Genomic DNA, 14,188 nt, shown 5'->3' on the forward strand with positions numbered 1-14,188 from the left:
ATACAGCCCTAGAGTAATCTTATCAGTCTTGTTTGATTACATATTAACACAAATTTTTGGTTTAGTGCAATATTGAAAAGTTTTTTTTGAACATCTTTTGATCCGGATTTACTTTTGAGCGCTTGTAGGAACTGGGATTTTTGACTGCAATCACTGGGGAGTAAATAACAAAAATTATCGGGAACATTTAAATAAATTTAGCTTCTACTAGCCGAATTTTGTCATAAAAATGGGCGGTTGAAACCGTATCTATATAAACAAAACCCGATTTCAGAAAGGTTGAATATCGGGCGGTTTAAATTACCTTATTTTCTTTACCCCACGGAGGTGAAATACCCTTCCCGAAGGCTAAAGCGTTTTTATAGACGCGGTTTTAACCGCCGTCTAATCTGATATTAAATGTTGGTTAATCGATCGCAATTAAGTTGTTTTTGTGCTGCCGCGCGTACTTTGGGAAATGCCGTAGTTACTACAAAGGTTATGAGAATTATTGAGCGGGAGTTGATCTGATCGATCGCACATTCAGTCAAATTTAATCGTTGATTGCGATCGCCCCTACATCCGCTAATGAGCGTTGCACTCTAGCCAGTTGCCCTCAGCACGCTCCACATCCTCAATTAAATCTCTCCTTAATTAGCAAACAGTCGATCGCCCGTGCGGTCGTTGCTGAGTGTGTCGATATCTCGATCGGCATAAGCCAAGGTAATATTCTTGATAAGTATGTGGGTACATATAAACATTAGATTCGGAGTTTCAAACCGCTGGAGTCAGATCATCGGAAATTGGTAGTGACCTGGTTTGTTTCGCCGATCTTTATCAACCTACATATTAGTCTCGCCTATTTCTGGGATGCTGCCATCCGCGATCGCACGGAATTTATGTTCTGCATATTTTCCCAAACGGCCGGCAGGCCCGTAATTACCGATCGATCCTGTATCCTGGCATTAACATCGCTCAAGATTCTGTGGAAGATGGCGGTTTTTTCCCAGAATTCCGAATATTAATAATCTTGTTGAGGGCATCGAACCAAAAACTAGCTCCCATTGAAATAGCTACGCCACTCAATATCCAACCAAACAATTTTGCGATCAAAGCCGGCAACAATAAATTACCCTGCGCGTCTATTTCTAACCTGTTCGGTTCGCTCCATCCAAAAGGCAGAGCTACATTATCCAAAGCTCGATCGACATCCTGCTGAACTTGGCTCAGACCGGTTAAATTATCTAATTTAGTCTTAGCGTTTTTTTCCACCAACTGCTGAGCATACAAATTGACAGTCGATCGCAGCATCGAATCCTTCGACAACCGATTAACAATATGAATGCTATCAGCATTAACGGTAATCGCGATCGCAGTTCCCAGCAAAATCGCCACCCCTCTAGAATTCCGCTTGTAAACCCCCGAAGCGCGCTCCATCGATTGGTCAAACCAAACTTCAATTTCTTGCTGAAACCGCTGCAACTGGTCTTGAGTATCTCCGCCACCTGTTTCAGCGCGCTGAGCTAAAATATAAAGACTGCGTTTCAAAGATTCTGGCATACTGTCCAAGGTTTCTTGAATTTGCTTGTAAATCGGACTCTCCTCTCTCTCATCCATAATTTGTGCTACCGTCTCCTGAGTTTTGCTAACTTTCCTCACAGTATTTAACAGATTACTCAAACTGGGTTGCAGTTGCGCCCGCAGCGCCGCCCGCTCAAATTCGCTATCAAAACTCGCCTTAACAAAAGCCATCTGTCTCTGAAATTCTCTCCCTCCCAGCTCGGTTTCTGGCAGATAAACCTGAGAATCATTAATATAAAATCCCAACTTTTCCGACATCCGATCTAAACTGTTGTTCAAACTTCCCAAATCGTTTTTATAATCTTCAACAACTCGATTGAACTCCGCAGTCAGCCAGCCAAATTCTTGTTCAATAATCGGTTTAGTAGACTCCGGCAGATTCAGACCCTCTCCAATCACTTGAATTTGTGCCAACTGTAAATCTTTAAATCTTTCCAGTCTACTTTTAGAGAGCGATTCCACCAAACGAGAAATTTTTAAAGTATCCAAAAGGCTCGCAGCAAAACTATCTGCTGGAATATAAGAAGGCCCACTTGATTTATTACCAAAAATATTTTTAGTCCCAGTGATTTGGAGGAAAAAATGCCCCAAACGGTGCGTAATAGAGCGGAATCCCTCTGGTAAAAGTCCTTTCGCTCCCTGATTCAAATCCTTGATGATTGGATTGGCGTAAATTGAATTAGCCAACTGTCCGACTCGCTGAAATTGCACCGAATCTTTCGCGCCTTCGCTGCCTCCAGAAATCAGCACTTCGATCGACTTTTTTAAATGTTCCGCCCGCCACTGCAAAACAGTAGCAATCAATTCCTGAATTTCGGAAGCTAGCAAGCTTAATGTCAGGTAGATAAACACTAAGCCAATGATAATATCTATAATTACAGGCAAGTTCATGGTATTTCCCCGATCGCAAATAACTGCTGTCTAAGTTTACCTTCTCTTTGGGACGCTAAAAACTCTCTTAAGTTATGTCAGAAATCTTTCCATTCCCAGACCGCAAACCGAAAACTCGCTTCAATGACAGCTTGACAGACAAACTGTGGATACTGGCTTTGCTGTTGGCTGCGGTGCTAATTTTTGGGCTGAATCTGGGCGGCGTGGCGTTGCGGGATTGGGATGAAGGGATTGCAGCCCAGGTAAGCCGGGAAATTTGGCGCGGCAATTTAAATTGGCTATATCCAACGATCGGCTCCGTGCCTTATTTGAACAAGCCGCCGCTGGTACACTGGCTGATCGGGCTGTGTTTTGGCGCCGGCGGTGTCAGCGAATTGACGGCGAGGTTGGTACCGGCGATGCTGACAGCGGCTTCAGTGCCCCTGCTTTACGCCATTGGGCGGGAGTTGTATCCGCAGCGCTCGATCGCCATTTTTTCGGCTCTCGTTTACCTAACGCTGCTTCCGGTAGTGCGGCACGGACGTTTGGCGATGTTAGACGGAGCAGTTTTGTGTTTTTTGCTCGTCTCGATGTGGTGTTTGCTGCGATCGCGCCGTGACTTGCGCTACGCCTTGGGGGCGGGGATCGGGTTCGGACTCATTTGTTTGACTAAGGGCGTGATGTTGGGGCTGTTGCTGGGCGCGATCGGCTTTATTTTCCTGGTTTGGGATACCCCGCGACTCCTCACTTGTGGCTATCTTTGGGGCGGATTGGCGATCGGAACTTTCCCCGTAGCGGGTTGGTATTTTGCCCAATGGCTGCACTACGGCCAAGATTTCATCAACGCTAATTTACTTAACCAATCTTTCCGACGCATTTGGGAAACATTAGGAAATCACGAAGGCCCGCCCTGGTATTATCTTTTAGAAATTTTAGAATCAGCTTGGCCGTGGCAGTTATTTTATCTGCAAGGGCTGTATTTGAGTTGGGAAAATCGCAATTTTCCTGGGCCAAAATTAGTATTAGTTTGGACGGGAGTATATCTGCTCGCTATTTCTGTGATGAATACCAAATTGCCTTGGTATGTTTTACCAGTTTATCCAGCTTTTGCTCTAGCTGTTGGCAGCTATCTCGCTGAAGTTTGGGAGCAAATGTGGCTACCGGAAGAGCAGATCAAAGATGAAGCAGAAGAACATTTTAATGCTATATCTTTGTTACCTCATCCCGCGATTTTTGGAATAATAGCAGTAGTTGCTGTCGTCGGTTGTGTGTACTTCAGCGGCTTGCTAAGGCTGGGCGGACAAATTGTGTCTCCCCAGCGAGATTTGCAATTAATAATGATGTTTTTAGCTTTGACAATGACACTGGCTGGCGTATTACTGCACCGCAAAGATCGACAGTTTTTATTGGTTTTAATTTGGGGAACTTACGTCACGCTGTTAGTATTTGTGGCTTCTGATAACTGGGTTTGGGAACTAGCGGAGGATTATCCAGTTAAGCCGATCGCCGAAATTGTCCGCCAAGGAACCCCAGTCGGTCAGGAAATCTTCACCTCTCATAAATTACCTCGTCCGTCGCTGAATTTTTATAGTGAAAGACAAGTGATTGTCGCCGACGGGCTGACACTTAAAGAGAAATGGCAATCTCTCCCGCAACCTTATTTTCTGTTGGAAAAACCTGTGTTAAAACATTTAGCTTTGGAGAATGCTGAGGTTGTGAAAACAGCGGACGATTGGGTTTTAGTCACTAGAAAATAAGTGCAGCAATGAGAGTTAATATAGCCCAATATACTTCAATACGGTTCACTTAAGAAAGATCCACCCTAACCCCCTTAAAAAGGGGGGGACAAGAATGCCCTCAAAGTCCCCCGACTATCCGGGGGATTTAGGGGGATCTCCGGGGGTATAAATAGTGTTAAATGAACCGTATTGCAATATACTTGGGTGAGCGCTATATGTCATTGCGCTCTCGTATAGCGAACCAATCGCCTGGACTATGGCGCAATAAGCTTGGGTTAGCTAAGCGTGTCCGACCTCGCAATGACAGTGAGATTGCTTCGTTCCTGGCAATGACAGTGAGATTGCGATGCAAACGGACATGATCTAACAGCTAACAATCAACAGCTTGCTGTTCTATTTTTAACGCCGCTGCGACTCTTTGATATTCCGCCTCAACCTGTTGTAAAAGCCCGCAGGAGTGCCCAGATAAAGGCTGGTTCGCATTTGTCCCCATCCGGCCCATGATTTCGAGTTCCTCGCACAACTCAAACAAGCGAAAAGCACCGAGAGTTCCGCTAATCGATTTCAAGGAGTGAGCCGATCGCCTTAAAGCTAGCGGATCGGCATTGCTGAGGGCCACAGAGATGCCTCGCAGCAGTTGGGGAGCTGTTTCGAGGTAAATGTCGATCACCTCCTCCAAAGCTTCCACATCTCGCAGTCCTTCTATAATCTTGGGATTCAGGCAATCGCCAGTTTTTGGTAAAGCCCGATCGACATTTGATACATCACACCCGACAACTGCGGGAGAATTGGGCATTTTCACTTGTTGATTTTCCGCCACAGCCCCATTCGATCGCGATTTACACGCGCTCAAAGCTCGTACCAACTCCTCAATGGCGATCGGCTTACTCAAATAATCGTCCATCCCCGCAGCCATGCACTCTTCGCGATCGCCCTGCATCGCATTTGCCGTCATCGCCACAATCCAAGGGCTCGTCGATTTTAGATTTTGGATTTTGGATTTTGGATTGTTAGATTGTTCGTCAGTTTCAGAAACTTCTGATTCTCCCGTGGGATTTTCTGAGGTAAAATCCTCTAAAAATTGCTCGCGGATGCGGCGGGTAGCTTCCAAACCGTCCATTTCCGGCATTTGCACATCCATCAGCACCACATCGTAAGGTTGGCGGCGCAAAGCTTCCAGCACTTCGATACCGTTTCCTGCCACATCCGCGCGATACCCCATCCGCTGCAAAATTTGCAAAGCTACCTTCTGATTCACCAAATGATCGTCAGCCAGCAGAATCCGCAGAGGTAAGTTATCCGCCAGTAGGGGTATGCTTTGCAAGAAAGGCTTATTGGTGTGCTGTACTCTAATTTCAGTTGCCTGTTTGCCAAAAATATTGATTAAAACATTGTAAAGCTGAGATTGTTTGATCGGCTTGTTCAAAAAAGCAGCAAAATCTACCTCGATCGCAGGGGTGTTAATTTCTTGTCTGCCGATCGAAGTTAGCATCACTAACGGCAACTTTTGGCGATCGGGATACTGGCGAATTTGGGCAGCTAAATCCAACCCGTCCATTCCCGGCATTTGCATATCCAAAATTGCCAAGTCAAACTCTTCTTTGGCAGCGATCCAATCTAAAGCCAAACGAGCCGAAGCTGAAGCCCTAGGCACCATTCCCCAAGATTGAGCTTGCAGAGTCAAAATTTGGCGGTTGGTAGCATTGTCATCGACAATTAAGACTCGCTTACCAGCTAATTCTGGTTGAGAATTGCTCAAGTTAACTGGTAATGAACTATTGGAGCCAGAAACAATCGTGCTGAAATAAAAGGTAGAGCCTACTGATTTGGGATTTTGGTCGATCGGCTGGTTGCTGAGTACAGATTTGCCAGAGCAATATTTTTCAGCAATTTCACAAGATTCTCCCCATTCCAAATCAAAAACTGCCGCTTGAAAATCTGCGGGAGGATTGCCCGCAATACAACCCATACTTTCCACCCACATCCTGCCGCCCATCATTTCTGCCAAACGCTTGCTAATTGCCAAACCTAATCCGGTGCCGCCGTAGTGCCGGCTCGTTGAAGAATCAACCTGGCTGAAAGATTTAAACAGTCGATCCATGCGATCGCCCGGAATGCCGATACCAGTATCTTTAACCGCAAATTGTATTTCGTATAGTTGGTTAATTGCTAGTGGTTCGCCATTAATTTCGGGCGGTTCTTGATCGTCGATCATGGACAATGCAAGCTTTTTGGCTGTCACCGAAAGCACCACTTCTCCTGCTTGGGTAAATTTCACAGCATTGCTGAGCAAGTTGATTAAAATTTGCCTCAAGCGGGCGCTGTCGCCGATCGCCGTTGGTGGTACGGAGCGATCGATCAAGTAACCCAATTCCAGTTTTTTTTCTGCCGCCTTGGTAGCTACCAAGTCGAGAGATTCCTCAATGCAAGTGCGGATGTCAAACGGATGTTCCTCCAAGTCCAATTTGCCCGACTCAATTTTCGAGAAATCTAGAATATCGTTGATCAGCGTCAGCAAAGCATCGCCGCTGCTGCGGATAGTTTCTACAAAATCACACTGTTCGCGAGTTAAGCTCGTATCTAGCAGTAAACCAGTCATGCCGATGACTCCATTCATCGGAGTGCGAATTTCGTGGCTCATGGTGGCTAAAAATTCACTTTTTGCTCTGGTAGCCGCCAGTGCTTCGTCGCGAGCTTTTGCCAAATCTACGCCTGTTTGCTGGTGTTCTAGTTCGCTTCCTACCCACTGAGCCATCAGTTTCACCAACTCTCTGTCTACAACTCGGAATGGTTCTGTTAGAGGAGTCTGAGCAAAGAAGCATAGAGTGCCGTAAACTTCACCTGCCACCGTGACGGGAATGCCCATATAAGCTTCGATATTGAAGGCAGGAACGCCCGTATTTAAGGACAAACCCGAAAACCTCACCGACTCAAAGTACATCGGTTCTGTTGACATTGCCGTAGCCACGCAGAAGGTTTTTTCCAAATCGTAGATTTCTGATTTGGCGATCGACTCATCGGGACATTCAACAGCCATTATTTGATAGTTGTCGCCTTGAATGCGGGACAAAATTCCCACGGACAGGTTTAGCTGTCGGCATCCCATTCCCAGCAGTTCTTGGAGGCGCAAATCAAACGTAGAAAGGATGCCCTGGGGGTCTGTACGGGGAGCCGAAATCACTTGGTACAAAGTTTTAATGGCAGCTTCGCTTTCTCGCAATTCTTGCTCTGTTTGCTTCCGCAGGCTGATGTCGCGGGAAACGCCGATAATTTCTTGTACGGAGCCAGTTTGGGGATCGCGGATCGTGCGGCTGGTGGTTTCAAACCAAATGTATTTGCCGTCTTTGTGGCGGATGCGGTAGCTAAGGGTGTAAGTAACTGGGAGCGCCAGGACTTGCGAGTGAGCTTTGGCGATGCTTTCTAAATCGTCGGGGTGAAAATAATCGCTGGGGAGGTGGCCGATCAGTTCTGAAGGTTCGTATCCCAGCAAAGCTTGGCTGGCTGGCGAGACGTAAACAAATACGCCTTTGGGGTTGTGTCTCGTGATCATGTCGGTTGAGTTTTCTGCCATCAACCGATAGCGGTTTTCGCTCTCCTTATGTTCGACTTGAGAATTGCCCAATGCTTCTAGCATCTGGTTGATGGTGTCGGCCAAGCTGCTGAGTTCATCGCCTCCTGGCATTTGAACGCGCAAGTCGGGATCGCCGTTGGCTGCGATGTTGCTGACGCTAGTGCTCAAGTCCCCCAATCTCGCCAAGACTAATTTTTCTAGCAACAGCAGGGCGATCGCGCTAAATATTACACCTACTGCCAATATCGAGAAGGTAAAGAGTTCTAAAGTAGCCTGACCTTGGCGAGAGATTACTCGGTCTACTTCTACTCGCAGCAGCAGCGCTAGCTTGCCCCGGATGTCGCGAATCAGCGCGTATCCTGCGACTACGCTGTCGCTGAGCGGCTCAACTAAAATTTCTACTGATTTGAGGTTGGAAATTTTTAGTTTGAGATTTTCCAAATCCTGGCTTGAGCTAGCGAGTGCTTTAGCGCCTGGGCCTGAGTAGTTCGTGGCTCCCACTTTAAAATCTAAACTCGGCAATCTAAAATCCACTGACAGGTGAGTCAGTTTTGAAAGCAAACCGATTTCGGTGTTGTCGAGGTAGCGTGCCAGGATCAGCGTCCCCCGTGGCGGGCCGATCGCGTTGCTGTTGACGATCGGCTTTGAGGCAATTAGCAGTCTAGCTTCTGGCAGAGTCAGGACACCTGTTTTGGCGGTTGGGCGATCGGCAGAACCTGTCTGTGACTCTAGCAGCGCCTCGGTCAAGTGCTGTTTTAAGCTTGCCGGAATCGGGATTTCGGTTTGGGATTTCAGGTCGAAACCTTTGCTGAAGATGGTCTTGCCGTTGGAGTCCAGCAGCACCAATAAGTTTAGCCTCAAGTAAACAAATGTCAAATCGACAAAATTTGACTTGACAAAATCCTGGTTCCGTGTATTGACAAAAGAGTAAGTGTCATCCCACTCGGCGTAATCTTGAGCGCTGGTGTCTAAATTCGACAAATCGTCATCTAGCGCGTCCAAAGCCCGCGCCACATCCTGGCGGACGTACTGTGCCTCCAGGTTGTTAAAATCGTGCAGCAAAATGGTTGATGCAGTGGCATAGAGAACCACAATCAGGCTGATCAGGGCTGCACCGATGATTAATAGTGTTTTTTTACGGAGTTGCATGGCGTCGGCCTCCTCACGGTGCTACTAGGCAACTAGCCTGGGGAGGTTGGAGACGTAGGTTGTTTTGTTTAGCATTGGCGATCGCAGGGCCTGCGTATTTTGACTGTTGTGGGCGGATTTGGAAAAGCCCTTGGTCTGACGGGGTATCCGGTATGTCGCTCTCACATCAGTGTAATATTTTCACAGCTCTAGTCATCTATTATGCACAACCTGTAAACTCTCCTTCATCACCTAAATATCAATATTTTCTCAGATTCAACAAAATAGTGGAAAATAATTAAAATTTGATACTGTCGTATATTCGTGACAGGCGGGTGGTTTTACAGATGATGGGTAGAGTCCCAATTATTGCTGTTGCTGGGAGAGATTTTTTGCTTTTTTAAAAAGATAGAAAATAGAAAATGCTTAATTTTCTATTTTCTATCTGCGAGCCAATGTTTACTTCTAAGTTTTGAATTTGCAACTAGAGTGAAGCCAGCCGCGCTGCAAGAACCTCAATATAATGTTCGCTGTTGTGTTCTTCGAGCGCCAATTTATAACCGCATCTTGCTTGGGCTTGGGCTTCCTGGGGATTGTTTAATAGCTTTTGGATCGCCTCGCGCAAACCTTTAGCATCCCCTGAATTAACCACTGTAGCGATACCAGGATGTGCAAGATAATCAACCAACCCTTGAGTTTTCGTCACCACCACCGGCCTTTGACAGGCCATCGCCTCTAACATCGAAGTCAACCCAGCACAGAACTTATTCTCTGTAACGGTGACAGCAACTAGATCGGCATCGCGGTAGAGTTGCACCAAATCAGGCCAAGAATAGAATTTGTGTGACATATTTGCTGGCAAAGTTTCTGGGAAAGCCTTGGCCATTGCGATCGCATCCTTCGAGAAACCGCTAATCTTCACATCAACATCAAGATCAGCCGTCGCTTCCGCCAGGAGTCGATAGTCCCGCTTTTCCAGGCCCACACTAGCAATAATTGGGCGTTGCTGATTAGACGTTGAAACACCAGGGGTGAAAAAAGCTGTATCTGTCTGTTCTGGTAACATCAACAGACGACTTTCAGACACTCCCAAATTACGGAGGAAATCTAACTGAAGGCTGGCATTACTTACAAACAAGTCAATCTTGTCGGCCAATCGAAACAGTTTCATCACCAATCGGCCTCGTGGTCGATCTATATTATGGAAAAATACAGCAATTTTTGGTCGATTACGCTTAGCCCCGCAAAGTATTGCGATGGGAATACCCACATCTTCGCCAGTGCAGAAGATCGTATCATTGCTATCAAGTTGCTCAGACAGTTGGCGGGCTAGAGCCCAATTTTCCGGGCGACTAGACATTTTAGATCGTATTTTGTCGAACAATGACACCGGATGGCCTGACGGTTGATGGATAGTTGCCCCTAGTCGCTGGCTGATTCCCCACATCACATGGCGCGGAGAAAGGCCAACTTCAGCATCGTGGGCGATACTCTCTAGATTGATCGGGCGACCTAACGCTAAATGGTACATAAAATAAAATTTTAACCTGTCTAGACTATTATTCTATAAGGATAGTCCACACAGGTTAAAATTCTTAGCCTGAAACACTCTATTTTCCGTTTGTAGCTCGATTCTAGAATCGCCTTGAAACACTTATAGCCTTTGGATCTCTCATCTGAGGTACTATCCGGCATAGGGCTATGGGCATAGACCTCCGTGGGCATAATAGGGCTATGGGCCTACCTCACCACGCTTGAGAACCGCTATATTCTCTGGTTTCCCATTAACAACTGTCCGAAATATTGTTACCGGATCACGGCTAAAGCACCAGCACCTGCTGCTGCTACGGCCGAAGTAAGAGCGGTAAAAAACAGCCACCAAGAAGCAACTTCCGCTGCTTTCCGGGTTTCTTCTGCTTGTTTTTCAGCTTGAAGTTTGATGCTTTCAAGGCGAAGCTGGGCTTCTTGCTGCAAGCGTTCTGCTCTTTGCAACACTCTATTGCGGGTGACTTCAATTTGGTCGATCAAGCGGTTAGCATCGGCTTCGGAAATGTCCTCGCGGGAACTAATAAGGGCTACTAAAGTATCGCGGTTGAAATGACCTAGCCGATCGCGCAAAGCATCAAATCCGGCTTGCGGATCGTCAAATAATTGGCGCACGTCCCGCGTAATCCCTTCATAATTTAGTTCAGGGCGATCGAGCGAATTGAGGTAATCCCGAACTTTTCCGAGAATCCCGTCAATTACCGACTGAATGCCCTCCTGAATTTTCTGGATTTGCTGTGCGAATTGGTCGCGCACCGACAAAATTTGATCGACAATGCGAGCAGCTTCTGCTTCCGAAATATCCTGCCGCTGAGACAGCAGAGAAATCATAGTCTCTCGATCGATGTGCGACAGACGCTCGCCCAAGCTGTAAGCGCCGACTTTTGGGTCATGTAGCAACAGTTGCAAGTCGCGCTTGATGGCTTCGGGATTTAATTCATCCTTGCCCGTATTGCGCAAATAATCCTCTAAAATGCTCTGAAAATCGTGGACTTGGGTTTGTACCCGCTTCGCCAAACGGCGCGGCGCTTTCACGATCGATCCCAGAGTTTCCTGCACTTGGTCGATAATTTGATTGACTTGTTCCTCAGTCAAATCTTGTCTTTGAGAAAGAAGTTTTACCAAAGTATCGCGATCGACCTGAGACAGGCGGCCGCGCAGCGCTAAAGCCCCTTCTTTGGGATTTTCCATCAGTTTCGTCAAATCGCGCTGAATCCCTTCAGGATTGAGTTCTGATTTGCCAGTATTGCGGAGGTAATCTGCCAGGGCGGTGGTCGTTTGGTCGTACTGATCCTTAGCTTTTTCTGCCAGTTGTTGCGGTGCTTGGAGCGCGCTGTGCCAAGTTTCCTCGGCGCTGTCGAGAAGCTCGTTTACTTGGTTTTCGTTAAGGTCTTTCCGCTGAGATAGCAATTTTACCAAAGTTTCGCGATCGAACCGAGAAGCTCTAGCTTTAAGCGCCCACATTCCCGCTTCTGGGTTGTCCAGCAGCGTTTTGAAATCGCGCTTGATGCCTTCGGGATTGAGTTCTGATTGGCCCGTAGACTGCAAGTATTCTTGTACTTTTTGCCACTGATTGTCTAGTCGGACTTGGGCGGCTTCTTGCAGGCCTTTAGCATCTGCTAAAGCGACATCTCGCGTCCTGTCCAACTCGTTGACAATCTGTTCTACTTCCTGGAAGCCGAAGTTTTCGCGGCCTCTCAGGATTTGCACAAAACTGTCGCGGGTGTAAGGAGAAAGCCGATCGCGCAACTGTTCGTAACTTGCATCGGAATCATCTAAGATTTTTTTGAAATCGCTCCCGATACCTGCTGCTGTCAGTTCCTCTTTCGGTGTCACCTTCAAATAAGTTTCCACCCGCCACTGCAAATCGCGAGCTTTTTCTTGCTCCTCGGCAAAGATCACAGTTTGCAAAACTCGCTGTCTAATTCCTTCTAATTCCTGGGAAATTTCTTTAATTTTGTCTTGGGTAAAAACGCCGCGACTTGCCAAAATTTCTGCAAAATTCGACTGTTTGAGTTTTTCTAATTCGCGGCGTACAGTTCCAGGATCGGCCGTAGGATCGTAGAGCACGTCACGAAATTCGCGCTCGATCGCCTGCGGGTTCATTTGCCACGAATAAGTGTTGAGCAAGTAGTTTTCTACATCGGTGCGGATCGGGCTGTAAGTTTCGGGTTCGCCTTTGACTTGAGCGGTAACTTTATCAGCTTGGGCGCTAACTTTGTCTTTAGCTGTTTTGAGCTGACCGACTACTTTTTCTACATCGAAATCGGAAATATCTGTGCGGCCCAAAACTATTCCCATTAAAGCATTAATTGCCATTGTCCTTGCTTGGGACATCATGGTGGGGCTTTGGCCGGAATTTTGACCGCCTAGATTACTGAGGGCTTGTTCTACCCTACTTGTCAGTTGCTCTGAGAGCAAATCTCCCGATTTTGCAGATTTGAGATAATCTACCAATTGGGCGATGCCGTCTGATTTGGACTCTTGTTTTTCTACTTGTTTCCAAGCATCTTCGAGTTGGTCTACAATCCGGTTGACATCGCGCTTTGACAAGTCCGATCGCGAACTTACTAAATTTACGAGAGTTTGGCGATCGATCTTCGGCAAATTTTCGCCCGCAATGCTTTTGAGTTGCGGATCGTTGAGCAATTTTTCAAACTCGCCGCGCATCGCTTTGATGTCTAATTCCGGCGGTTTGAGGGCTTGGATGTAGTCTTCGACGTTTTCCCGCAAGCTTGTGGGGTCGATCGCGCTACCGAGTTCGTGTCCCACTGCGGCGGCGGCTGCTTTGGCTGTGGCCACTACTTGGTTGCTGGCTGCTTGCGCGCCGAGGGCTGCGGCTGCGGTGCCAAAAATTGCTTGAACGCCCGATGTCGCGGTGTTGACGACGGAACCGATCAGGGAACCGACGGTGGTGGAGCTCACCCAGACGAGAAGTGAGAAATAGGTGGCCCAGACAACTAAACCGACGATCGCACCTAAACCGGGACTGCTAATCAAGCTGAGCTTTACTGCTAGCAAGCAAGCGAAGAATAGGGCGACGGTGACGGTGATTAGCGTCCAAGTGCCGACTTTGCTGCCGATGTGGCGCAGTGGCGGGCTGCTGCTATCCGAGTGGTGTTCGTCATCGTGGGATTGTCCGATGTAGGAAAGGCCCGCGGCTACTGATAAATTTGTTAGCAACAGTTGGAAAGCGCAGGCTAGAACGACTCCAGCGATTAGGGCGATAAAAAATTGCGGCCCGGAATAGAGGAGTGCTGTTTCTTCTACTGTGTTTGTAGTTGTAGTCTGTTCTACTGGCACTTGGGCCAGCAAGAACCCGATGTTATACATTTCTGGATTTATTGGAAAATTTTGATACATAGTATATGCCTCGTTAAAGGGTGGGTGCGCGCGATCGTTGGCGCGAGTTGACTAATTATATAGTTTTAGATTCGTGCCCCCAATGGCAAGCATCGCTTTATTGACGAGCTAAAGCATCCCCCTACAGTTGGAAGTGTACAAATATGTCTGCGGACTACTATCACTTTAGGCAGATTTATGGTATGTCCGTTTTGTGTTATTGGTCAACTAGACTTGTTTTTAACGCAATACAGTTCACTTAAGATTGTCATTGCGAGGAACGAAGCAATCGCAGTATCTATACCCCGGAGATCCCCCTAAATCCCCCTTAAGAAGGGGGACTTTGAGAAGAGTCTTGTCCCCCCCTTCTTAAGGGTTAGGGGGGATCTGGCCTTAATCGCCACACATAAGACCGGCACTACGTTTGACATTT

5 protein-coding genes are annotated in these 14,188 nt (G+C 47.1%); 1 reads left to right on the forward strand and 4 read right to left on the reverse strand.

What is annotated here, in order from left to right:
* Positions 1-954: 954 nt before the first annotated feature.
* Entirely contained in the window at positions 955-2,451 is a 1,497-nt protein-coding gene (locus tag K4039_RS13840) for a hypothetical protein (RefSeq protein ID WP_265235767.1), read from the reverse strand.
* Positions 2,452-2,525: 74 nt separating this feature from the next.
* On the opposite strand from K4039_RS13840, the gene K4039_RS13845 reads away from it, so the two are divergent.
* Entirely contained in the window at positions 2,526-4,187 is a 1,662-nt protein-coding gene (locus K4039_RS13845; protein ID WP_265235768.1) for a glycosyltransferase family 39 protein, read from the forward strand.
* A gap of 352 nt (positions 4,188-4,539) precedes the next feature.
* Here K4039_RS13845 and K4039_RS13850 read toward each other — a convergent pair whose 3' ends face one another.
* The 3 genes from K4039_RS13850 to K4039_RS13860 all read right to left on the reverse strand — a co-directional run bounded on the left by K4039_RS13850 (position 4,540) and on the right by K4039_RS13860 (position 13,776).
* A complete protein-coding gene (locus K4039_RS13850; RefSeq protein WP_265235769.1) occupies positions 4,540-8,889 on the reverse strand; it encodes a response regulator in 4,350 nt (1,449 codons plus the stop codon).
* Positions 8,890-9,352: 463 nt separating this feature from the next.
* Complete coding sequence (locus K4039_RS13855; RefSeq protein ID WP_265235770.1) at positions 9,353-10,399, reverse strand: glycosyltransferase family 4 protein; 1,047 nt, start codon at positions 10,397-10,399, stop codon at positions 9,353-9,355.
* Between the two features lie 275 nt (positions 10,400-10,674).
* On the reverse strand, positions 10,675-13,776 hold the full coding sequence (locus tag K4039_RS13860; protein ID WP_265235771.1) for an MFS transporter: 3,102 nt from the start codon (positions 13,774-13,776) through the stop codon (positions 10,675-10,677).
* Between the last annotated feature and the right edge of the window lie 412 nt (positions 13,777-14,188).

Origin of the sequence: Lyngbya sp. CCAP 1446/10, from assembly GCF_026130175.1 — a bacterium.
GTDB lineage: Bacteria > Cyanobacteriota > Cyanobacteriia > Cyanobacteriales > Microcoleaceae > Microcoleus.